Here is a 23,942-nt window from a genome sequence, read left to right as displayed (position 1 = left end):
AGACCGATTTGGAGTACGGGCCGCGTTGCCCGTAAGCTTGAACTACCAAAGACCGTCGGTTGTTGGAAATCCACTCTCCTGAGCATTGCTCAATACTGCAGTTGTGTGCGGGAGAGCCAGTGGGTTTCCGGACGAAGGACCCTGAACATAGGGCGGCCGGCGCAGGTGAACGAAGCAAAGCTCCGCGGTTAAACTGTGTTGAGCCAAGCCCCGTGCATCTGCGCGGGGCGTTTTTTAGTTTTAGCTCACCTGAGCGGGGACCCGGTATACCGGCACTATCCCCGGAAGGAGGGTTATGGCAACGCCTGCAAAGGTTTCAGCAGTAGCTGAGATCACTAACGATTTCAAGGAATCGAACGCCGCTGTCCTGACCGAATACCGTGGGCTCACTGTTGCACAGCTCAAGCAGCTGCGTGTTTCTCTCGGCCAGGACACCAAGTTCTCGGTCGTCAAGAACACCCTGACCGCCATTGCAGCCAAGGAAGCTGGTGTCGAAGCATTCGACGGTCAGCTCGCCGGCCCCACTGCAATCGCGTTCATCAAGGGTGACGCAGTTGCAGCGGCCAAGAGCCTGACGGATTTTGCCAAGACCAACAAGCAGCTGGTTATCAAGACCGGCTACTTCGAGGGCAAGGCACTGAACGCCAGCGAAGTTGCTGCCCTGGCAGCACTCGAGTCCCGCGAGCTGCAGCTCGCCAAGGTTGCAGGGATCCTCAAGGCTCCTGCTGCCGCTGCTGCACGCATCATTGACGCCCTGCGCCTCAAGCTTGAAGAAGAGAACGGTGCACCGGCAGCAGCCGAAGCGCCCGCCGCTGAAGAAGCCCCGGCCGCAGAAGCAGCAGAGACCGAAGCTCCGGCCGAAGCCGCAGCCACCGAAGAGAACTAACTCTCTTTCACATCAGACTCCGGTGTAAGGCAACGGCCCAGGCCGCCGAGCACCACCTATAGGAAGGACGCCACACCATGGCGAAGCTCACCAACGAAGAGCTCATTGAAGCTTTCAAGGAACTGACCATCATCGAGCTCTCCGAGTTCGTCAAGCTCTTCGAAGAGACCTTCGAAGTAACCGCTGCTGCTGTTGCCGTTGCTGGCCCCGCTGCCGGTGCTGCTGAAGAAGCCGAAGAGAAGACCGAATTCGACGTCGTTCTCGAAGCTGCTGGCGACAAGAAGATCGCAGTGATCAAGGAAGTTCGCGCCATCACTTCCCTGGGCCTCAAGGAAGCCAAGGACGTTGTCGACAGCGCTCCGAAGGCCGTCCTCGAAGGCGTCACCAAGGAAGCTGCAGAGAAGGCCAAGGAGCAGCTCGAAGCTGCCGGCGCCACCGTTACCCTCAAGTAACACTCTCTGCTCCGGAAGGCGTCCAGCTTTCCGAACGGCTCCGGGAAACCCCGTCCACTCCGGTGGGCGGGGTTTCCTGCGTTTAACCCAACTGAGTAGCAGCAGGTGTCGTTTTGACGGCTGAAAACGACACCTGCTGCTACTTAGTTGGGTCGGAGATGTCCGCGACCACGGCGTCCAGCGCAGTGGTCAACGCATCGGCATCCACGAACGCGCTGTAGCCATGCTCCCCGGCGCCCATGGAAATGCGCCTCCCGGTGATGGTCCGGTCCGCGTACACCGGCCACGGCGTGGTGCTCCCCAACGGCGTGATGGTGCCGCGTTCGTAGCCTGTGGCTTCCAGGGCGACGTCGGCGGGCGGCAGCGAGAGCTTGTTGACCCCCACAAGCCCCCTCAGCTTGGGCCAGGAGATCTGCCGGTCGCCGGGTATCAAAGCAAAGAGGAAACTTCCGTCCTTGTGCTTCACTACCAGGGACTTCACAATGTCCGCCGGCGTAATGCCCAGGATGCCGGCGGCCTCCGCAAGGCTCCTGGCTGCGAGCCGCTCCACTATTTCGACGTTGAGGCCCCGCACTGCGGCGTCGGCAATGAACCGTTCCCTGCCTGCGCCGCCCGCCGCGCCCGCCGGTGAGGCCGCCATCAGTCCCGGTAAAGGAGGAGGGCCTCGCCCTGGCCTCCGCCGCCGCAGAGGGAAACGGCGGCCTTGCCGGTTCCCCGGCGTTTCAGCTCGTGGGCGGCGTGTCCGGCCAGGCGCGCACCTGACGCACCGATTGGGTGCCCCAGGGCGATGGCGCCGCCGTGGATGTTGCATTTCTCCAGCGGGTACTTGAGGTCCTTGAGCGACTGGACGGCAACTGAACCGAAGGCCTCGTTGATCTCAATGAAGTCGAGATCCTCGGTGGTCCACCCCGCACGTTCGAGGGCGTTCCTGATGGCGTTCGAGGGTTGCGAGTGCAGGGAGTTGTCCGGGCCGGCCACCTGGCCAGGCTTGCCCACCACCGCAAGGTAGTCCAGGGCGTTGTCCTTCGCGAATTTCCTGGTGGTCAGCACCAGGGCCGAGGCGCCATCGGACAGGGGAGAGGAGTTCCCCGCCGTGATGGTGCCGTCGCTGACGAAGGCGGCACGGAGGCCGGCCAGCGACTCGACCGTTGTATTGGGGCGCACGCCCTCATCGGTGGAGACAACGATGGGGTCGCCCTTGCGCTGCTTGACGCTGATCGGTGCGATCTCGTCGTCGAAGACGCCGTTCTTTGCCGCCAGCGCGGCACGCTGGTGCGACTGGGCGGCCACATTGTCCTGCGAGGTCCGGTCGATGCCGAGGACCAGGTTCTTGCTTTCCGTCGAGAGGCCCATGGAGTGACCGTCGAAGGCATCGGTCAGGCCGTCATGCGCCGCCACGTCCAGCGCCTGGATGGCCCCGTAAGTCCAGCCTTGCCGGGACCCCGGCAGGATGTGCGGTGCCCGGGTCATGGATTCCTGTCCTCCGGCGACGACGACGGCGGCATCACCGCTGCGGATCATGCGGGCTGCGTCAATCACTGCCGTGAGACCCGAAAGACACACCTTGTTGATGGTGACCGTGGGGACGTTCCAGCCGATGCCGGCAGCGATTGCGCTCTGCCGCGCCGGGTTCTGGCCGGCTCCGGCCTGCAGGACCTGGCCCATGATCACAGCGTCCACCTTGTCTGCGCCGACCCCGCTGGCGGCGAGGGCCGCCTTGATGGCATGCGCTCCGAGTTCCACCGCCGTGAAGCTGGCCAGCTGGCCGTTGAGGCGGCCCTGCGGCGTGCGGGCCGCGGCGAGGATGACAACATCGTTGTCGTCTGCGGAGTTGCTCATGGTTATCTCTTCCGATCTGTGACGATGTACGCCAAGGTTATCGTGAGCCGAATCACCTATCCATTCAAACGCACTCGGGGCAGGGTCCATTCCGTGCCGTGGATGGATAGAACAGCCCATGCCGTCGCCGTGCGGCCGCTGAAACCGATGGGTAGGGTTGGGACGGATACTCCCCTCGGGCATGTCCGTCTGATATGTCCGTTCCGGGGAAGGCGTTGTGGGGAAACAGGAGCTCAATTGAAGAAGATACTTGCAGTCTTGGGATTCGCTGCTCTGTCCGGGCTCACTGCCTGCGCTGCCACAGGACCCGAGATCGGTTCCGGAACCGAAACCAGCGCGCCGAAAACGGAATCGTCCAGCGCGCCGGCCTCGTCGCCGTCGGCCTCCAAATCGTCGTCGAAATCCGCGTCCGCCTCAGGAGCCTCCGCCGTGAAGGAGGCATGCGAGAAATTCAATTCCCTGTACGCCGAGTACAAGGCGATCCAGAACGATTCGAACGCCTACGAGGACGTATATTTAGCCGCGGACGACGCCCAAGACACTGTGACGGGGAATCTGGTGGGTCTGTTCGCGTCGCTCAAGGTCCTCGCCATTGATCACTCATCGGCAGTTAATAAGGGCGCCCAGCCCGAGCAGGAGTCAAAGGACCTAGTCCGCGATGCGGTGTTCGCCAACGCGGGCGAATGCACCGCAGCGGGCGTGACGCTCAGGCTGTAGGGGACGCAGGCCGGGGGCTGCGGCAATTAGGTGCCTTCGGCAACGGTGCTTGCAATAACCGGGGAAGTGGGGTAGACACGTACGCCGTTTTGCCGTATCGTAGATATTTGCGTCTTCCCTGTTTACCTTCAGCCTTCATATAGCGGTGGGCTTTGCCTAGCAGCTGATCCATCGACGTGCCGTCCGAGACGTGCAACATCATGGACAGCCTGGGTCCCGGGTCATATAGCGGAACCGGACTGGTAGCACTGCGGAGTCATTCTGCAGGGCTTTCAACGGGGGAGATCTGAAAACGCCTGAAGGTCTGTGGAAGGATCCCTCTTGGTCGCCTCGAGCACCTCTAATGTAAACAACGCTACCGCTATCAATGCCGACAGCACCGATGGTGCCACTCGCCGGCTCTCATTCGCAAAGATTCACGAACCTCTTGACGTTCCGAATCTGCTTGCCCTGCAAACGGACAGCTTCGACTGGCTGGTCGGAAACGAACGCTGGCAGGCACGCGTTGCGAAGGCCGTCGAAGAAGGCGACCTCAGTGTCGCCACTAGCTCCGGTCTGTCTGACATCTTCGAAGAGATCTCCCCGATCGAGGATTTCCAGGGCACCATGTCCCTGAGCTTCTCCGACCCGGAGTTCGCTGACCCCAAATACACCATGGCTGAGTGCAAGGACCGGGACGCTACGTACTCGGCTCCGCTGTACGTTAAAGCCGAATTCATGAACAACAACACGGGCGAAATCAAGCAGCAGACCGTGTTCATGGGTGACTTCCCGCTGATGACCGAGAAGGGCACCTTCGTCGTCAACGGCACCGAGCGTGTCGTTGTCTCCCAGCTGGTCCGTTCCCCGGGCGCCTACTTCGAGCGCACCGCTGACAAGACCAGCGACAAGGACATCTTCACTGCGAAGATCATCCCGTCCCGCGGTGCCTGGTTCGAGCTCGAGATCGACAAGCGCGACCAGGTCGGCGTGCGCCTTGACCGTAAGCGCAAGCAGTCAGTCACGGTGCTGCTGAAGGCCCTCGGCTGGACCGAAGGCCAGATCCTCGAAGAATTCGGCCAGTACGACTCCATGCGCGCAACGCTGGAGAAGGACGCCACCGAAACCCGCGAAGACGCCTTGCTGGACATCTACCGGAAGCTGCGACCGGGCGAGCCGCCCACCGTCGAGGCTGCCCAGTCCCTGCTGGACAACCTGTACTTCAACTCCAAGCGCTACGATCTGGCCAAGGTCGGCCGGTACAAGATCAACCGCAAGCTTGGCATCGACCGCTCCCTTGGTGACAAGGAAGCCTCGGTCCTGCACGTTGAAGACATCGTTGCAATGATCAAGTTCCTGGTTGCACTGCACGCCGGCGAGAAGACCCTCACGGGCAAGCGCGACGGCCAGGACCACGAGCTGCGCGTTGAGATCGATGACATCGACCACTTCGGCAACCGCCGCATCCGCGCCGTCGGCGAGCTCATCGAGAACCAGGTCCGCACCGGCCTGTCCCGTATGGAGCGCGTTGTCCGCGAGCGTATGACCACGCAGGACGTCGAGGCCATCACGCCGCAGACGCTGATCAACATCCGCCCCGTTGTGGCAGCCATCAAGGAGTTCTTCGGAACCTCCCAGCTGTCGCAGTTCATGGACCAGAACAACCCGCTGTCGGGTCTGACCCACAAGCGCCGTCTGTCCGCGCTTGGCCCGGGTGGTCTGTCCCGTGACCGTGCAGGCATGGAAGTTCGAGACGTTCACCCGTCCCACTACGGACGTATGTGCCCCATCGAAACTCCTGAAGGCCCGAACATTGGTCTGATCGGTTCGTTGGCTTCCTACGGCCGCATCAACCCCTTCGGCTTCATCGAGACGCCTTACCGTCTCGTGTCCGAGGGCGTCGTTTCCGACGAGGTCGAGTACCTGACGGCCGACGACGAAGCAGAGGTCCTGATCGCACAGGCCAACGCTCCGCTGGACGAGAACAAGAAGTTCGCCGAAGAGACCGTCCTGGTCCGCGCCCGTGGTGGTGGAGGCGAGCCCGTGCTGGTTCCCGCCGCCGACGTCGAGTTCATGGACGTTTCCCCGCGCCAGATGGTGTCCGTGGCTACCGCACTGATCCCGTTCCTCGAGCATGACGATGCTAACCGCGCACTCATGGGTGCCAACATGCAGCGCCAGGCCGTGCCGCTGGTCCGTTCCGAGGCCCCGTTCGTGGGCACCGGCATGGAGCGCGCCGCCGCCGTCGACGCCGGTGATGTCACCATCGCGAAGAAGGCCGGTGTGGTTACCGAGGTCTCAGCTGAGCTGGTCATCATGCTCAACGATGACGGTACGGAAACCAACTACCGCATCAACAAGTTCGCACGCTCCAACCAGGGCAACTGCTACAACAACCGTGTCCTGGTGAGCGAAGGCCAGCGTCTGGAGGTCGGCGGCATCATCGCTGACGGCCCGGCAACGGACCAGGGTGAACTCGCCCTCGGTAAGAACCTGCTCGTGGCATTCATGTCATGGGAAGGCCACAACTTCGAGGACGCCATCATCCTCTCGCAGCGCATTGTTGCCGAGGACGTTCTTTCCTCCATCCACATCGAGGAGCACGAGATCGATGCCCGCGACACCAAGCTTGGTGCCGAGGAAATCACCCGTGACATCCCCAACGTGTCCGAGGAAGTCCTGGCTGGCCTGGACGAGCGCGGCATCATCCACATCGGTGCCGAGGTTGAAGCCGGCGACATCCTGGTCGGAAAGGTCACCCCGAAGGGTGAAACCGAACTGACCCCGGAAGAGCGCCTGCTGCGTGCCATCTTCGGTGAGAAGTCCCGCGAAGTCCGCGATACTTCCCTGAAGGTTCCGCACGGCGAGTCCGGCACCGTCATCGGCGTCCGCGTCTTCGACCGCGACAACGACGACGAACTGCCCCCGGGCGTCAACCAGTTGGTCCGCGTCTACGTGGCCGCCAAGCGCAAGATCACCGACGGCGACAAGCTCGCCGGCCGTCACGGCAACAAGGGTGTTATCTCCAAGATCCTCCCGATCGAAGACATGCCCTTCCTTGCCGACGGGACCCCCGTTGATATCGTCCTGAACCCGCTGGGTGTTCCGGGCCGTATGAACGTCGGCCAGGTGCTCGAAACGCACCTCGGCTGGGTTGCCAAGACCGGTTGGAAGATCGAAGGCGAGCCCGAATGGGTCAAGCAGCTGCCGAACCTGCCGCGCGAGAGTGGCTCGACCACTGTTGCAACGCCGGTCTTCGACGGTGCGCGTGAAGAGGAAATCACGGGCCTGCTCGATTCCACGAACGTGACCCGCGACGGTGTCCGCCTGATCAACTCATCCGGCAAGACCCGCCTGTTTGACGGCCGCTCCGGCGAGCCGTTCCCGGATCCGATCTCGGTCGGCTACATGTACATCCTGAAGCTCCACCACCTGGTGGACGACAAGATCCACGCACGCTCCACCGGCCCGTACTCCATGATCACGCAGCAGCCGCTGGGTGGTAAGGCACAGTTCGGTGGCCAGCGCTTCGGTGAAATGGAAGTGTGGGCGCTCGAAGCTTACGGCGCCGCCTACACGCTCCAGGAGCTCCTCACGATCAAGTCGGATGATATCCACGGTCGTGTGAAGGTCTACGAAGCAATCGTCAAGGGCGAGAACATCCCCGAGCCGGGCGTTCCTGAGTCCTTCAAGGTCTTGATCAAGGAAATGCAGTCGCTGTGCCTGAACGTGGAAGTACTTTCCACGGACGGAACCACAATTGAAATGCGTGACTCTGATGACGCAGTCTTCACGGCTGCGGAAGAACTGGGCATCGATCTGTCTCGTGCAGAGCCCAGTTCCGTAGAAGAGGTTTAGCAGATTGTGTCCGACGGCGGGTGACCACCCGCCGTCGGACACAACCTCCCTCTTCCCGTAACCCAAGACTTCAGAATTTAGAGAACAAGAGAGAACAGGGACCATATGTCCAGCGAATCCTCCTTCGGCCTCATGCAGATCGGCCTCGCCACCGCGGAAGACATCCGTGGCTGGTCTTACGGCGAGGTTAAGAAGCCGGAAACCATCAACTACCGCACGCTCAAGCCCGAGAAGGACGGCCTCTTCTGCGAGAAGATCTTTGGCCCGTCCCGCGACTGGGAATGCTACTGCGGCAAGTACAAGCGCGTGCGCTTCAAGGGCATCATTTGCGAGCGGTGTGGCGTTGAGGTCACCCGTGCAAAGGTCCGCCGTGAGCGCATGGGCCACATCGAGCTGGCCGCCCCGGTCACGCACATCTGGTACTTCAAGGGTGTTCCGTCCCGCCTGGGCTACCTCCTTGACCTGGCACCGAAGGACCTCGAAAAGGTCATCTACTTCGCTGCCTACATGATCACGAGCGTCGACGCCGACAGCCGTCACGAAGAACTGCCCAACCTGCAGGTTGAGCACGACATCGAGAAGAAGCAGCTGGTCGACAACCGCGACTCCGACATCGCCACGATCGCCCGCGACCTCGAGAACGAGCTTGCCCGTCTCGAAGGCGAAGGCGCCAAGGCTGCCGACAAGAAGAAGGCCCGCGATTCCGCGGACCGTCAGATGGCCAACGTGCGTAAGCGCGCCGACGCCGACATCGAGCGCCTCGAGCAGGTCTGGGACCGCTTCAAGAACCTGAAGGTCGCCGACCTCGAAGGTGACGAAGGCCTGTACCGCGAACTGCGCGACCGCTACGGCATGTACTTCGAAGGCTCCATGGGTGCCGAAGCCATCAAGAAGCGTCTTGAGAACTTCGACATGCAGGCCGAGTCGGACTCCCTGCGCGACATCATTGCCAACGGCAAGGGCCAGCGCAAGACCCGTGCCCTGAAGCGACTGAAGGTTGTCAACGCATTCCTGACCACCAACAACAGCCCGCTCGGCATGGTGCTGGACGCCGTACCGGTGATCCCGCCGGAACTGCGCCCCATGGTCCAGCTGGACGGTGGCCGCTTCGCGACCTCCGACCTCAACGACCTGTACCGCCGCGTGATCAACCGCAACAACCGTCTCAAGCGCCTGCTTGACCTGGGTGCTCCGGAGATCATCGTCAACAACGAGAAGCGCATGCTTCAGGAAGCTGTTGACAGCCTCTTCGACAACGGCCGCCGTGGCCGTCCGGTCACCGGACCGGGCAACCGTCCGCTGAAGTCCCTGAGCGACATGCTCAAGGGCAAGCAGGGCCGCTTCCGCCAGAACCTCCTGGGTAAGCGCGTCGACTACTCCGGCCGTTCGGTTATCGTTGTCGGTCCGCAGCTGAAGCTGCACCAGTGTGGCCTGCCGAAGCAGATGGCACTGGAGCTCTTCAAGCCGTTCGTGATGAAGCGCCTGGTTGACCTCAACCACGCCCAGAACATCAAGTCAGCCAAGCGCATGGTTGAGCGTTACCGTCCGCAGGTCTGGGACGTTCTCGAAGAGATCATCACCGAGCACCCTGTGCTGCTGAACCGTGCACCTACCCTGCACCGCCTCGGCATCCAGGCGTTCGAGCCGCAGCTGGTGGAAGGTAAGGCAATCCAGCTGCACCCGCTGGTTTGTGGCGCCTTCAACGCTGACTTCGACGGTGACCAGATGGCAGTGCACCTGCCGCTGAGCCCCGAAGCCCAGGCTGAAGCACGCATCCTGATGCTGTCCTCGAACAACATCCTGAAGCCGTCTGACGGCCGCCCGGTGACGCTTCCTTCGCAGGATATGATCATCGGCCTCTACCACCTGACCACCAAGCGTGTCGGTTCAGCTGGCGAAGGCCGTATCTTCTCCTCGGTTTCGGAAGCCATCATGGCGTTCGACCTGCACGAGCTGCACCTGAACTCCCAGGTCAAGATCCGTCTTGAGGGCTTCGTCCCGTACGCCGGCTGGGAAGCTCCGGAAGGCTGGGAGCCGGGTCAGACCGCTCTCGTCCAGACCTCCCTGGGCCAGGTCATCTTCAACGAGACCCTGCCCGAGGACTACCCGTGGGTTGAGGCTGTTGCTGACAAGGGCGAACTGTCCCGCATCGTCAACGACCTCGCCGAGCGCTACCCGAAGGTGGTTACCGCGGCAACGCTGGACAACCTGAAGGATGCCGGTTTCTACTGGGCCACCCGTTCAGGCGTCACCGTTGCTATCTCCGACATCGAGGTTCCGGCCGAGAAGCCGGTCATCCTTGCCGGTTACGAAGAGCGCGCTGCCAAGATCCAGGGCCAGTACGACAAGGGCCTGATCGACGACGACGAGCGTCGCCAGGAACTGATCGAGATCTGGAACAAGGCAACCAACGAGATCGCCCAGGTCATGCGCGACAACCTGTCGCCGATGAACACCATCAACCGCATGGTGTCCTCCGGTGCACGTGGTAACTGGATGCAGGTTCGTCAGATCGCGGGTATCCGTGGCCTGGTGGCCAACCCTAAGGGTGAAATCATCCCGCGTCCGATCAAGTCCTCCTACCGCGAGGGCCTGTCGGTGCTGGAATACTTCATCGCGACGCACGGTGCCCGTAAGGGTCTGGCCGACACCGCCCTGCGTACCGCCAACTCGGGTTACCTGACCCGTCGTCTGGTGGACGTCTCGCAGGACGTCATCGTCCGTGAAGAGGACTGCGGCACCGAGCGCGGCCTCGTCACTCCGATTGCCGTGGCTGACGCCAACGGCGAGCTGGTGCTGGACGAGAACGTTGAGAACAGCGCGTACGCCCGTACCTTGGCCGTGGATGTCGTTGACTCCAAGGGCAAGGTCCTGGCTGCCGGCGGCACCGACTGCGGCGACGTCGTCATTGCCGAACTGTTCGCAGCCGGTATCACCGAGGTCAAGGTCCGCTCCGTACTCACCTGTGAGTCCAGCGTCGGCACCTGCGCCCTGTGCTACGGCCGTTCGCTGGCCACCGGCAAGACCGTGGACATCGGCGAGGCCGTGGGCATCATCGCCGCACAGTCCATCGGTGAGCCGGGTACCCAGCTGACCATGCGTACGTTCCACACCGGTGGTGCTGTTTCCGCCAGCGGCGGCGACGACATCACCCAGGGTCTGCCCCGTATCCAGGAGCTCTTTGAAGCACGTACTCCGAAGGGTGTCGCACCGATTGCAGAAGCAGCCGGCCGCATCGCCATCGAAGAGTCCGAGCGTCAGATGCGCCTGGTCATCACTCCGGATGACGGCAGCGAAGAGATCGCTTACCCGGTCCTGCGCCGCTCACGCCTCCTGATTGAAGACGGCCAGCACGTCACGGTGGGCCAGAAGCTCATCAATGGTCCGGTCGACCCCAAGCAGGTTCTGCGCATCATGGGCCCCCGTGCTGCACAGAAGTTCCTGGTGGACGAAGTCCAGGGCGTGTACCGCAGCCAGGGCATCGGTATCCACGACAAGCACGTCGAGGTTATCGTTCGCCAGATGCTGCGCCGCGTCACGGTCATCGAGTCCGGTGAATCCGACCTGCTCCCCGGTGAGCTGGCCGAGCGCAGCCGCTTCGAAGACGCCAACCGCCGTGTTGTGTCCGAGGGCAAGACTCCGGCTTCCGGACGTCCTGAGCTCATGGGTATCACCAAGGCATCCCTGGCCACCGAGTCCTGGCTGTCCGCAGCTTCCTTCCAGGAAACCACCCGCGTCCTGACGCAGGCGGCCATGGAAGGCAAGAGCGACCCGCTGCTCGGCCTCAAGGAAAACGTCATCATCGGTAAGCTCATCCCCGCCGGCACGGGTCTCCCGCGCTACACGGAGGTCACGGTGGAACCGACTGAAGAAGCAAAGGCCAACCTGTTCACAGGTCCCAGCGCATTCAGCGACTTCTCCTACGACACACTGGGCGGCGACGGAGCTCCTGAGTTCCACGCCATCCCGCTGGATGACTACGATCTCGGCAGCGACTTCCGCTAACCGTTAGATAGCCGTCAGGCCCCGCCCCTCCGCTGGAAACAGCGGAGGGGCGGGGCCTTTCCGTTAGGCCAGGGCCGCCGATTAAGGCATGGTGGCCGTCCATGTTAGACTGGATACCAATTGTTATTGTGGCAGTGGATGAGTGCGCCGGTTGAGCTGAGAGGCTGAACCAGAGCGACGTTTCCGGTTTGCAGGGTTCTTGTGCAACGTATGCCACATTTTTGCATGCCTAGGGGCCAATGCTGATGCAAGTCAGGTTCCCCGGTGTGCGATCCGACTATTAAGGCTTCGCCTCAGCTGCTCTGGAGATTCTTCAAAGCTCGGGCGGCGGGGCAAAGCAAAAGGAGAGCGGCTGTCAGCGGCCGCTCCGGATAAAACGGAGAACACGAGAGTGCCTACGATTAACCAGTTGGTCCGCAAGGGCCGCACGCCTAAGGTCTCAAAGACCAAGGCCCCCGCGCTTAAGGGCAGCCCGATGCGCCGCGGTGTTTGCACCCGCGTCTACACCACCACCCCGAAGAAGCCGAACTCGGCTCTGCGTAAGGTTGCACGTGTGCGCCTTAACGGTGGCGTTGAAGTTACTGCATACATCCCCGGTGTAGGCCACAACCTCCAGGAGCACTCCATTGTGCTCGTCCGTGGCGGTCGTGTGAAGGACCTTCCGGGTGTCCGCTACAAGATCGTCCGTGGCGCCCTCGATACCCAGGGTGTGAAGAACCGTAAGCAGGCCCGCAGCCGCTACGGCGCAAAGATGGAGAAGAAGTAATATGCCTCGCAAGGGTCCGGCCCCCAAGCGGCCGCTAGTTCTAGATCCCGTATACGGCTCCCCGCTGGTTACCCAGCTCATCAACAAGGTGCTTGTAGACGGCAAGAAGTCCACCGCTGAGCGCATCGTTTACGGTGCACTCGAAGGCGCCCGCGCCAAGTCCGGCGGCGACCCCGTAGCAGCCCTCAAGAAGGCCATGGACAACGTCAAGCCTTCCCTCGAGGTCCGCTCACGCCGCGTTGGTGGCGCAACCTACCAGGTTCCGGTTGAGGTCAAGCCGGGCCGCTCCACGGCCCTCGCCCTCCGCTGGCTGGTCGGCTACTCCAAGGCCCGCCGCGAGAAGACGATGACCGAGCGTCTCCAGAACGAAATCCTGGATGCATCCAACGGCCTCGGTGCCGCTGTCAAGCGTCGCGAAGACACCCACAAGATGGCCGAGTCCAACAAGGCCTTCGCACACTACCGCTGGTAATACTTCCCGGACGCCGCCGGCTCTGACGAGCCGGCGGCGAACGTGCAGTCCATCCGAAAGGGAGACACCGTGGCACAGGACGTGCTTACCGACCTTAGTAAGGTCCGCAATATCGGCATCATGGCCCACATTGATGCCGGCAAGACCACCACCACCGAGCGCATCCTGTTTTACACAGGTGTGAACCACAAGATCGGCGAAACGCACGACGGCGCTTCGACGACCGACTGGATGGAACAGGAAAAGGAACGCGGCATCACCATCACGTCTGCCGCCGTGACCTGCTTCTGGGACAACAACCAGATCAACATCATCGACACCCCCGGCCACGTTGACTTCACCGTTGAGGTTGAGCGCTCCCTGCGCGTCCTCGACGGCGCCGTTGCCGTGTTCGATGGCAAGGAAGGCGTGGAGCCGCAGTCCGAGACTGTCTGGCGCCAGGCTGACAAGTACAACGTTCCGCGTATCTGCTTCGTCAACAAGATGGACAAGCTCGGCGCTGACTTCTACTTCACCGTTGACACCATCGTTGGCCGCCTCGGCGCCAAGCCGCTGGTCATGCAGCTGCCGATCGGTGCCGAGAACGACTTCATCGGCGTCGTGGATCTCCTTGAGATGCGCGCCCTGGTGTGGCCCGGTGACTCCAAGGGTGACGTCACCATGGGTGCCAAGTACGAGGTCCAGGAGATCCCCGCCGATCTCCAGGCCAAGGCCGAAGAGTACCGTGCAACGCTCGTCGAGACCGTTGCCGAGGCTTCCGAAGAGCTCATGGAGAAGTACCTCGAAGGTGAAGAAATCACCGTCGATGAGCTCAAGGCCGGCATCCGCAAGATGACGATCAACTCCGAGCTGTACCCGGTGTTCTGTGGTTCTGCCTTCAAGAACCGTGGCGTACAGCCGATGCTCGATGCCGTCGTCGACTACCTGCCGAACCCGCTCGACGTCCCCCCGATGATCGGTCACGATCCTCGCGACGAAGAGAAGGAACTGACGCGCGCGCCGTCGTCGGAGGAGCCGTTCTCGGCTCTGGCCTTCAAGATTGCTGCCCACCCGTTCTTCGGTCAGCTCACCTTCATCCGCGTGTACTCCGGTCACGTGGAGGCAGGTGCCCAGGTGGTCAACTCCACCAAGGGCAAGAAGGAGCGCATCGGCAAGCTGTTCCAGATGCACGCCAACAAGGAAATGCCCGTTGAGGGCGCTACCGCCGGCCACATCTACGCAGCGATCGGGCTGAAGGACACCACCACGGGCGATACCCTGTGCGACTCCAGCAACCAGATCGTCCTCGAGTCCATGAGCTTCCCGGAGCCCGTGATCTCGGTTGCCATCGAACCGAACACCAAGGGTGACCAGGAGAAGCTCTCCACGGCCATCCAGAAGCTCTCCGCTGAGGACCCGACCTTCCAGGTCTCCCTCAACGAAGACACCGGCCAGACCATCATCGCCGGCATGGGCGAGCTCCACCTGGACATCCTGGTGGACCGCATGCGCCGCGAGTTCAAGGTCGAGGCAAACGTTGGCAAGCCGCAGGTTGCTTACCGCGAAACCATCAAGCGCGCTGTAGAGCGTCACGACTACACGCACAAGAAGCAGACCGGTGGTTCGGGTCAGTTCGCAAAGATCCAGATCGCGATCGCGCCGTTGGATACTTCCGATGGTGAGCTGTACGAGTTCGAGAACAAGGTCACTGGTGGCCGTATCCCGCGCGAATACATTCCGTCTGTTGACGCAGGTATCCAGGATGCACTGAACGACGGCGTCCTGGCCGGCTACCCGGTTGTCGGCATCAAGGCCACGCTGATTGACGGCGCGTACCACGATGTTGACTCCTCGGAAATGGCGTTCAAGATCGCCGGCCGTATGGCTTTCAAGGAAGCTGCACGCAAGGCGAACCCCATCCTGCTCGAACCGCTGATGGATGTCGAGGTCCGCACCCCTGAGGAATACATGGGTGAAGTTATCGGTGACCTCAACTCCCGTCGTGGCCAGATGCAGTCGATGGAGGATGCCCAGGGCGTCAAGGTCATCCGCGCACACGTCCCGCTGTCCGGCATGTTCGGCTACATCGGCGACCTGCGTTCAAAGACCCAGGGCCGCGCTGTGTACTCCATGACGTTCCACAGCTACGCCGAGGTCCCGAAGGCATTTGCCGACGAGATCATCCAGAAGAACCGCGGCGAGTAGTCCACCGGACTTTCAAAGCGACAAACTCGGGTGCGTTTCCGGTTCCGGAAACTATCCCGGTGCAGGTGGCCGGTTCAGGCCAGTCCGGTTTCCGGCCACCTGCACCGACAGACTCAAGGGACTAGTATTAGTTCCTGAATCTGCAATTTCATCAATCCAAAGCCCCCCAAGTAGACTTACTGAAGTTTCGCCGCGACAAGCGCGGTCGAAGAGTAAGTCATTTGAAAACGTTCTAGGAGGAACCTGTGGCAAAGGCAAAGTTCGAGCGGACTAAGCCGCACGTTAACATCGGCACCATTGGTCACGTTGACCACGGTAAGACGACGTTGACGGCCGCGATTTCCAAGGTGCTGTACGACAAGTACCCGACACTCAACGAGCAGCGCGACTTCGCGTCTATTGACTCTGCTCCCGAAGAGCGTCAGCGCGGCATTACCATCAACATCTCCCACGTTGAGTACCAGACCGAGAAGCGCCACTACGCACACGTAGACGCTCCGGGTCACGCTGACTACATCAAGAACATGATCACCGGCGCTGCACAGATGGACGGTGCAATCCTCGTGGTTGCCGCCACTGACGGCCCGATGGCTCAGACCCGCGAGCACGTCCTGCTCGCCCGCCAGGTTGGTGTCCCCTACCTGCTGGTTGCACTGAACAAGTCGGACATGGTCGATGACGAAGAGCTCCTCGACCTCGTCGAAATGGAAGTTCGCGAGCTGCTTTCGGCTCAGGGCTTCGATGGCGATGAGGCTCCGGTCGTTCGCGTTTCCGGTCTGAAGGCTCTCGAAGGCGACCCGGTTTGGGTTAAGTCCGTCGAGGACCTCATGGAAGCTGTCGACAACTCTGTGCCGGACCCGGTACGTGACCGCGACAAGCCGTTCCTGATGCCGATCGAAGATGTCTTCACGATCACCGGCCGTGGCACCGTTGTTACGGGCCGCGCCGAGCGTGGAACCCTCGCCATCAACTCCGAGGTCGAGATCGTCGGCATCCGCCCGGTCCAGAAGACCACGGTTACCGGTATCGAGATGTTCCACAAGCAGCTCGACGAAGCATGGGCCGGCGAGAACTGTGGCCTCCTGCTCCGCGGTCTGAAGCGCGACGATGTCGAGCGTGGCCAGGTTGTCGTCAAGCCGGGTTCCATCACCCCGCACACCGACTTCGAGGCTAACGTCTACATCCTCTCCAAGGACGAAGGCGGGCGTCACAACCCGTTCTACTCCAACTACCGCCCGCAGTTCTACTTCCGCACCACGGACGTAACCGGCGTTATCACCCTGCCGGAAGGCACGGAAATGGTTATGCCTGGCGACAACACCGAGATGACCGTTGCGCTCATCCAGCCCATCGCCATGGAAGAGGGCCTCGGCTTCGCTATCCGCGAAGGCGGCCGCACCGTTGGTTCGGGACGCGTTACCAAGATCCTCAAGTAATACTTGCTGATCAGGGATCAGTACGCCGTCTGACGGTCGTCTGATCCTTATCAACAGCCCCGTTGCGTTTACACGCAGCGGGGCTGTTTTTTGCTAGAGTTAGTCCAGTCGCTGGATAAACTGCATCGAAGGTCGTTTGCGGCGATTCACCGAAAGGAACCGAGATGTGGTCCGCCCTCATGACGCTTCTGCTCATCATTGCCGCCGTCCTCCTGATGGTCTCCCGGCATTCCGTCCGCCAATTGAAAGCCGCCGCGGGTGAGGCATACCGGAGCGGCTTCATGGCAGGCCACGTGCAAGGGTGGCATGACGCCAACCTGGCTGCAGGGTTACCGCAGCAGGTAGCAGGGTTACCGCAGCAGGTTGCCGCGGCGGCGCCCATGACGGCAGCAGGCTATGCGGTCGGCTTGCCCGCCTTCCCGCCTGCCGAGGTGCCGGGCTCGCCGGCAGAGGTGCCGGTGCCGGGCCTGTTGGCGGCCGCACACGGGCAGCAGCCGTTCACGCACCTGCCGACGTTGGGTCCTCCGAATGATAGGGCTCCGGTGGACGCGCCATCCTTTGATGGGCAATCCCTGGACGCGCCATCCTTTGGTGGGCATCCGTTCGAAGAGTCTCCGGCCGAACGGCTGGCCCGCAAGGAGAAACGCGAACGGCAGAACATCAACGTCACGCTCTATGTAGCCAGTCTGTTGCTAGTGGCGGCGGGGGCGCTCTTTGTGGGCACAAGCCTCCCGGCGGTGCTGCGGTTTGCCGGCGTTTGCCTCATCACCGTGCTCTTCTACGGCGCAGGCTTTGCACTGCACGCAAAGGCTCCGAGACTGCGTCCTGCCGCCGTAGCCTTTGCCGGAACCGGGCTTGCGCTGGTGCCTGTCGCGGGCCTGGCGATGTACAACTTTGCCGTCCAGAACGGTCCCCTCGCGTGGCTCCTGACCTCCGTTGTTGGAACCCTGGCCTACGTCGCTGCAGCTCTTCGGCTCGAAAGCCGGGTACTGGTGTATCTGTCCCTCACGTTTGTGGTTTCGACGGCGTGGTCGGGAGTTGCCGTACTGGGTGCTTCGCTCATTTGGTACTTCGGGGCCATGATCGGCTTCGCTGCGGCGATGACATTGGTAACGCTGATGAAGCCCCGCTGGGTCCCGCCCCTGTTCCTGCGTCCCATCATGCTTCTCGACCCGTTCGTTGTCCCGGCAGTGGCCGTAGCGGCAACGGTTCTGCCGCTGCGCTTGGATCGAGGCGAGTTCGCCCTGATCATGGCACTCTGCGGAGCATACTTCGCACTGGCGGCCGCCGTGCCGTCCGCCGGGCACCGGCTGCCAAAGATCTATGGTGCGCGATTGGCGACGACGATTGCGGCTTCGGCCTGGGCCTGGCACCTGACCGGCGCTGTCACCTGGGGCCTCGTAGCGGCCGGATCCCTTCTGGCCCTGCAATCGGTGGTGACGGCCGCGTGTGCGGCCACACTGCAGCGGTGGTGTCCGGGCCGGGGAGGAGAACGGCACTGGCGTGCTGACTCGTTCTGCACCTTTGGAGCGCAACTGCTGATGGTCGTGCTCATGCTGCTGCCCGTCCCCGGCAGCCAGGATCGCCTCTTGTTGTGGGCGGTGCTTGCCAGCGTAGCCACCGGCATGGTCATCGCGGTCAAAGCCGGGGGAGCCGCTGAGTGGGCGCCGGCGGCAGCGCTGGCCACGGGCATTATCGCGGGCGCGCAGCTGGGGCAGTGGCTGAACTTCAACATCCTGGCGGCCGGCACGCTTTTTTGGGCAGTACGGTCGGCGGGTACCCGTTCGCCGATGCGCCAGCAGTTCATCCTTTCTTCGCGGATAGCGGGCACCCTGGCCGTTCCAGTCCTGACCTCCGCCGTGATGGAGGGGAAGCCTGAAGTGCTTGCTGCTGCTATCTTCGCCCTGTCGCTGGCCCTCGTGCTGCAGCAGCTGGCATCGGCTGCGGCGGAGCGTGCCGGCGCTGCGTTGCTTGCCCCCATGGTCACACTTGTCGGGTTTACCGCTGCCGGGATAGCTGCCATCGTGGTCCTGTCCGTCACGGACACCACCGCCGGGAACCTGCTTTTGGCCACAGCCCTCGTGCTTCAACTCGTGGCGTCGCTGGCGACAGGCACGGTCCTGTTCCCGCGCCCGGGCTTGGGCGCTTCCTGGCAACCGACGGCAGTGGAGGCGTTGCCCCTGGCGGTCTCGGTGGCTGTCGTCCTGGCCTCCTACACAAGAGTTTCGCTTGGACTGGGCAATGGCGTCCTGCTGATCGTGGTCCTGTATCTTGGCGCCTCGGCCCTGCGCTCGACGGCGGTCATCCGGCGGTGGGCCTACTGGTGGATGGGCCGGGCTGCGGCAACGCTCCTGTTGGTCCTTGCTTATGGGCAGCTTCAGGAGTCCACCGGGCCGGTGGTAGTCGGGGGTCAGGAAATCTCGCTCGCCACAGTCCTGATTGTTGCTTTGGGGATTCAGCTCGTGTTCCCGCTGACCGCCGCTATCCGCGACCGGGCTCCGGACGCGGTGGTGGCCGACGTCGCCCTTGTATTGATGCTGCAGACCGCCACCCTTGCGGCGGCCGTGATTCTGCCCCACACAGCCGCGGTCGGGGGAACTTGGGACTGGCAACGAACCCTCACCATCACGGTGATGGCCCTCAGTGCAGCTGCCTCGGGATACGTGTTCCGTGACCTGGCGGCAGCAGCCGCCTTCGCGCCGTCCATGCTTGCGGTCTTGCTTGTCAGCAGCGGTGACCGCCTGTCCGACGTCGAACTTCTGCTGGGCATCTTCGCGGCCTTCAGCGCCGCCATGGTTGTGGCGGTGGAACCGCGGCAGGCGAAGGGCGCGTACTTTGCCGCGGCCCGCCTGCTGACAGCGGCGCTGGCGATGGTCTTCAGCTTCGATGTGTCGGCGTCCGGCACCGTAGTGTCCCTCACCTTCGCCGGCGTGCTGGCATTGCAGCACGTGGTCCGCTGGCTTATGCGGCACCGGCTGGAGCAAGTGCCATTCCAGGACGCCGCGGTATGGGTAACCCTCGGGGCACAGGCAGTCCTGCCCGCGCTGTACGTGATCCAGGGCGCCGGCGCCTCCGCCGTCTACGCTGCCGAAGGCGGGCGGGCAGTTGTCCTCATTGAGTTGCTGCTGCTGGTGCTTGGTGCACTGGCCGCCCATCGGCTGTTTGCGGCACGCGGGGCGCTCTACCTTTGTGTATACGGGGGAGTGTTCGCCGTCGTCACATCGGGACCGGCACTGCAGTTCGGGGCCGGAACCGTGCTCGCCGCGCCGATTCTCAGTTGGGACGGCGTCCCCATGGCCCTCCTGGCCGCCTCACTCGGTTTCAACATCGCGGGCATTGCACGGCAGCGGCACCGCGACCGTTCACCCGAAGCCGGCGTGGACCGCTGGTTCTGGCTGGCCGGGGCAGCTGCTCCCGCCTTCACCGCCGGACTTGTCGCCAGCCAGGCGGCGGACTGGATTACCGGTGCTACCCTCCTGGTGCTGGCCGCCACCGGGTTTACGGCATCGCACCTGGAACGCACACCGTTGCTGTATCCGCCGGCCGCAGCACTTGTCCTGGCGGGGGCAACGTTGATTGCCGCCTCCGTGTTTCGCGGTGCCGAGGGGCCGTGGGGCGCCTATCTGCCCTGGCTGGCGGGATGCGGGCCGGCGGCATTGGTTCTCTACGGCGCCAGCTTTGCGCTCAGTGATCGGGGCGGAGTGCGGCGGAGGACCCTGGTTTCCGCAGCGGGGCTCGGGCTGGCAGTGGCAGCGGCGGCGGGCATGGTGCGCGATGCCACGGCCCTGACGGCGGCCCTGTTCGTGGCTGCAACCGTGTCCGTGGCCGTGAGGGAAGTTCCGGTCCGGGCGCGGAGGCTGACTCTGGAGATTGGCGCGTTCCTGGTGACCATGGCGGTGCAGCGTGCCGTCCTCATCACCGATGGCCACCTGCAGGCGCCGTTCTGGGCGGTGCAGTGGTACGTCCTGTTGGCCGCAGCCCTGGCCGGGCTGCGCTTCGCTGCCGGATACCAGGCAGCGGGCCGCGTCCTCCTGGGGGTGGGCGCCGCACTGCTTGGCCTGAGCGGGCTGGGTATTCTGTTCGGCGGATCCGGCGGCCAGCAGCTGTGGGTCCTGGGCCTGCACGCGGCACTGCTGCTGTCCGGGCTGCTTATCGGAGAACGGATTTTCGTCTGGTGGGGTGCGGCCGGCGTCGCACTGTGCCTGACGTGGGCCCTTCGGTCCTATACCTTCGCGCTGCTGGCGCTGATTGCCGTCGGGCTCATAGCCTTTGCCCTGTGGAAGCTGGCCCGCGCCAAGCCGGAGGCGCCGGCTGACGGAGGGCCGCAGTCCGAGGCCCAGCCGACCCCCGAGGGGCGGGACCGTTTGCAGTGAAGCCTTGGTAAGGTGGCTGACAACGAAAGGACAGCATCATGGAATGGATTATTTTCCTCCTGGTTGCCGCCGCGGTCGTCGCCGGCGTTTTTTGGGCGAAGAAGCACTTCCGCCAGGAGATCGACCGCGCCAAGCGCATCAACCGGGCCAACAAGAACCAGTAGGCAGGCGCTCAGGCCCGCCGTGCCCTGCTGAGCGCCTGGAACCAGTAGAAGGATTCCTTGGGTGTGCGCTCCAGCGTGTCAAAGTCCACGTGGATCAGCCCGAAGCGCTGGGAGTATCCAGCCGCCCACTCGAAGTTGTCCAGCAGCGTCCACACGTAGTAGCCCAGCAGCTTCACGTCCTCGGCGATGCCGCCCGGGGACGTGGCGGCAATCGCGTGACTCAAATGGTTGGCCAGGTATTCGATTCTCTTTGTGTCGGCAATCGGACCGGACACGTGTTCCGGCTCCGGGAAGCTCGCCCCGCTCTCGGTGATGTAAAGGGGCGGCAAGGCATCGCCGTACCGGTCCTTCATTTCGCGGAGCAGGATGCCGAGGTGCTCCGGGGCCACCGGCCAGCCGAACCCGGTGGTCTCGTACTCCGGGTAGCCCACTTCATGGAAGGGCAGCCGGGCGAGTGCCGCAGAATTGTTCGCCGGAACGCTGACCGTCCCGCGGCCCATGGCCACTTTCACGGGGTAGTAGTAATTGAGTCCGTAGAAGTCCAAGGGCTGGTGGATGGTCCGGAGGTCGGCGTCGGAGATCTTACCCATGGAGCGGAACCACGGCCGGACCACAAGGGGAAGCTTCGGGTAGCGGCCCAGCAGGACGGGGTCCGCGTAGACACGGTTCATCAAGGTGTCGAAGATCCTCGCCACCATCCTGTCGCCGGGCTTGCCTGTTGCCGGCCGGACAGGGGAGTGGAGGTTGGTGACGCCTACCCCGCCGGTGACGCCTGCGGCCCGGAGGGCCTGGACGGCGAGGCCGTGCCCCAGCAGCTGATGGTGAATAGACGGCAGGGCGTTGAACAGGAGATCGTGGCCGGGGGCATGGACGCCCAGCGCGTATCCGTTGAGGGTCACCGAAACCGGTTCATTCAGGGTGACCCACTGGGCAACCCGGTCGCCGAACCTTTCCCCTGCGGCTGCGCTGTACTCGGCAAAACGTTCCGCCGTGGACCGGTTCATCCAGCCGCCGCTGTGTTCGAGCGGCAGGGGAGTGTCCCAGTGGTAGAGCGTTGCCATCGGGGAGATGCCGGCGTCGAGCAGCTGGTCGATCAGCCGGTCATAGAAGTCGAGGCCCTGGCTGTTGAAGGCGCCGCGGCCGTCAGGCTGGATCCGGGGCCAGGAAATGGAGAACCGGTAGGAGTCAACGCCCAGCTCGCGCATCAGGGCCACATCTTCGCCGGAGCGGTTGTAGTGGTCGCAGGCAACGGCAGGGGAGTGGCCGTCCATGATGCTTCCCGGCTTCTCGGCAAAGGCATCCCAGCCGGAGGGCCCGCGCCCGTCAGCTTTGAGGGATCCTTCGATCTGGAACGCGGCGGCGGCCACACCCAGGGTGAAGTCCGGATCCATCCGCCCGGCCAGGCTCTGCAACGCCGCAGAGTTCTGCACAGTCATGTCCCTATCATCCATTCGACTGTTGCTGAAGGCAATGACCGGGGGCAGGGCTCCGCATAGCCTGATTCGCTTCTGCCCGCAAAATCCGGCATACTAGATGAGTTGTTCAAGCGCTCCTTCGCGTCCCGATCCGGATAATGCCGGGTGTCAGGGTCCAAGTAGGAGACCAAACATAACCCACTCCCCATGGAACTGCGGACGAGTACGCGTGCTGAGCGCGACACGCCCGACCGCGGGGGTCGGTTACGCCGGCAGGTTGAGGAACCCGGATTCTTCCGGATTCAGCTTGTGCGGCGGGTGGTAGTTACGACTTCAAATGCTTCGGCAGCCATGCAACGCGTAAGTAAACAGGGCAGCCCTAATCAGGGGAAGCACAGACTGAAAGAGAGTCAGGCGACATGGCGGGACAAAAAATCCGCATCCGGCTGAAGTCATATGACCACGAGGTCATTGACGTTTCAGCACGGAAGATCGTTGAGACGGTCACGCGCGCAGGCGCAACGGTAGTTGGCCCCGTGCCGCTGCCGACGGAGAAGAACGTGTACTGCGTTATCCGCTCTCCGCACAAGTACAAGGACAGCCGCGAGCACTTTGAAATGCGCACGCACAAGCGTCTGATCGACATCATCGACCCCACGCCGAAGGCTGTTGACTCGCTTATGCGTCTCGACCTGCCGGCTGACGTGAACATCGAAATCAAGCTGTAGGGAGGTGCTGAGAGACTATGACCGCAACCCGTAACGTAAAGGGCCTGCTGGGCACGAAGCTCGGCATGACCCAGGTCTGGGACGAGAACAACAAGCTCATCCCCGTCACTGTTGTCCAGGCTGACTCAAACGTCATCACCCAGCTGCGCAATGCAGAAGTTGATGGCTACGTCGCCGTTCAGATCGGCTACGGCCAGATCGATCCCCGCAAGGTCACCAAGCCGCTGGCTGGTCACTTTGAAAAGGCAGGCGTCACGCCTCGCCGTCACGTCGTCGAACTCCGTACCGCAGATGCTGCCGAGTACGAGCTGGGCCAGGAGCTCTCTGTTGAGGTCTTCGAAGCCGGCCAGAAGATCGACGTCGTTGGCACCACCAAGGGTAAGGGCTTCGCCGGTGTTATGAAGCGTCACGGCTTCCACGGCGTTGGAGCTTCCCACGGTGCACACAAGAACCACCGTAAGCCCGGTTCAATCGGTGGCGCATCCACCCCGAGCCGCGTCTTCAAGGGCATGAAAATGGCCGGCCGCATGGGCGCCGTTCGTCACACCACGCTGAACCTCACGGTTCACGCAGTTGACGTCGAGAAGTCGCTGCTCCTCATCAAGGGCGCCGTTCCCGGTGCCCGCGGCCAGGTCGTCCTCGTACGCACCGCCGTGAAGGGAGCCTAG

Annotated in this window: 17 protein-coding genes; 13 read left to right on the top strand and 4 right to left on the bottom strand. The window is 62.8% G+C overall.

Annotated features, from left to right (window positions below):
• Window positions 1–295: 295 nt before the first annotated feature.
• Both rplJ and rplL read left to right on the top strand, forming a co-directional pair.
• Window positions 296–886, top strand: a complete 591-nt coding sequence (gene rplJ / locus AC1DRE_RS14175) for a 50S ribosomal protein L10 (protein ID WP_028269591.1) — start codon at window positions 296–298, stop codon at window positions 884–886.
• A 77-nt stretch (window positions 887–963) separates the two neighbouring features.
• Window positions 964–1,338 carry a 50S ribosomal protein L7/L12 gene (gene rplL, locus AC1DRE_RS14170; RefSeq protein WP_078027247.1) on the top strand — a complete coding sequence of 125 codons (375 nt, stop codon included), beginning with the start codon at window positions 964–966 and terminating at the stop codon, window positions 1,336–1,338.
• A gap of 139 nt (window positions 1,339–1,477) precedes the next feature.
• On the opposite strand, the gene AC1DRE_RS14165 is transcribed toward rplL, so the two are convergent.
• From AC1DRE_RS14165 to AC1DRE_RS14155, 3 genes are all read right to left on the bottom strand, one after another.
• Window positions 1,478–1,978 (bottom strand): aminoacyl-tRNA deacylase, encoded by a 501-nt coding sequence (locus AC1DRE_RS14165; protein WP_476985201.1) that lies wholly within the window; start codon window positions 1,976–1,978, stop codon window positions 1,478–1,480.
• Window positions 1,978–3,177, bottom strand: a complete 1,200-nt coding sequence (locus AC1DRE_RS14160) for an acetyl-CoA C-acetyltransferase (RefSeq protein WP_476985200.1) — start codon at window positions 3,175–3,177, stop codon at window positions 1,978–1,980. Before AC1DRE_RS14160 ends, AC1DRE_RS14165 begins: the two co-directional genes overlap by 1 nt.
• Before the next feature lie 233 nt (window positions 3,178–3,410).
• On the bottom strand, window positions 3,411–3,632 hold the full coding sequence (locus AC1DRE_RS14155; RefSeq protein ID WP_476985199.1) for a hypothetical protein: 222 nt from the start codon (window positions 3,630–3,632) through the stop codon (window positions 3,411–3,413).
• Here AC1DRE_RS14155 and AC1DRE_RS14150 point away from each other — a divergent pair.
• From AC1DRE_RS14150 to AC1DRE_RS14110, 9 genes are all read left to right on the top strand, one after another.
• Window positions 3,607–3,894 carry a hypothetical protein gene (locus AC1DRE_RS14150; RefSeq protein WP_476985198.1) on the top strand — a complete coding sequence of 96 codons (288 nt, stop codon included), beginning with the start codon at window positions 3,607–3,609 and terminating at the stop codon, window positions 3,892–3,894. The genes AC1DRE_RS14155 and AC1DRE_RS14150 overlap by 26 nt on opposite strands.
• A 321-nt stretch (window positions 3,895–4,215) precedes the next feature.
• Complete coding sequence (rpoB, locus tag AC1DRE_RS14145) at window positions 4,216–7,731, top strand: DNA-directed RNA polymerase subunit beta (RefSeq protein ID WP_104172025.1); 3,516 nt, start codon at window positions 4,216–4,218, stop codon at window positions 7,729–7,731.
• Window positions 7,732–7,836: 105 nt separating this feature from the next.
• A complete protein-coding gene (locus tag AC1DRE_RS14140; RefSeq protein WP_104172026.1) occupies window positions 7,837–11,736 on the top strand; it encodes a DNA-directed RNA polymerase subunit beta' in 3,900 nt (1,299 codons plus the stop codon).
• A 391-nt stretch (window positions 11,737–12,127) separates the two neighbouring features.
• Complete coding sequence (gene rpsL / locus AC1DRE_RS14135) at window positions 12,128–12,502, top strand: 30S ribosomal protein S12 (protein WP_009358312.1); 375 nt, start codon at window positions 12,128–12,130, stop codon at window positions 12,500–12,502.
• 1 nt (window position 12,503) lies between these two features.
• Window positions 12,504–12,974, top strand: a complete 471-nt coding sequence (gene rpsG / locus AC1DRE_RS14130) for a 30S ribosomal protein S7 (protein WP_026531948.1) — start codon at window positions 12,504–12,506, stop codon at window positions 12,972–12,974.
• A gap of 69 nt (window positions 12,975–13,043) precedes the next feature.
• On the top strand, window positions 13,044–15,158 hold the full coding sequence (fusA, locus tag AC1DRE_RS14125; protein ID WP_476985197.1) for an elongation factor G: 2,115 nt from the start codon (window positions 13,044–13,046) through the stop codon (window positions 15,156–15,158).
• A 245-nt stretch (window positions 15,159–15,403) separates the two neighbouring features.
• A complete protein-coding gene (gene tuf, locus AC1DRE_RS14120) occupies window positions 15,404–16,594 on the top strand; it encodes an elongation factor Tu (RefSeq protein ID WP_069949303.1) in 1,191 nt (396 codons plus the stop codon).
• A 164-nt stretch (window positions 16,595–16,758) separates the two neighbouring features.
• The gene (locus AC1DRE_RS14115) at window positions 16,759–20,967 is read left to right on the top strand and encodes a hypothetical protein (protein ID WP_476985196.1); all 4,209 of its coding nucleotides are present in this window, start codon (window positions 16,759–16,761) and stop codon (window positions 20,965–20,967) included.
• 38 nt (window positions 20,968–21,005) lie between these two features.
• On the top strand, window positions 21,006–21,131 hold the full coding sequence (locus AC1DRE_RS14110; RefSeq protein ID WP_258073772.1) for a hypothetical protein: 126 nt from the start codon (window positions 21,006–21,008) through the stop codon (window positions 21,129–21,131).
• 8 nt (window positions 21,132–21,139) lie between these two features.
• Here the strand turns inward: AC1DRE_RS14110 and AC1DRE_RS14105 are convergent, their stop codons facing one another.
• Window positions 21,140–22,567: a GH1 family beta-glucosidase gene (locus AC1DRE_RS14105; RefSeq protein ID WP_476985195.1), complete on the bottom strand. Its 1,428-nt coding sequence runs from the start codon at window positions 22,565–22,567 to the stop codon at window positions 21,140–21,142.
• A 398-nt stretch (window positions 22,568–22,965) separates the two neighbouring features.
• Between AC1DRE_RS14105 and rpsJ the strand changes: the two genes are divergently transcribed.
• Together rpsJ and rplC are read left to right on the top strand one after the other, a co-directional pair.
• A complete protein-coding gene (gene rpsJ, locus AC1DRE_RS14100) occupies window positions 22,966–23,274 on the top strand; it encodes a 30S ribosomal protein S10 (protein WP_003803825.1) in 309 nt (102 codons plus the stop codon).
• Window positions 23,275–23,291: 17 nt separating this feature from the next.
• Entirely contained in the window at window positions 23,292–23,942 is a 651-nt protein-coding gene (gene rplC / locus AC1DRE_RS14095) for a 50S ribosomal protein L3 (protein WP_102973689.1), read from the top strand.

It is taken from the genome of Arthrobacter sp. P4_H3 (assembly GCF_056400885.1).
The sequence above is the reverse complement of the archived record's forward strand: the minus strand, read 5'-3'. Positions and strand labels throughout refer to the sequence as shown.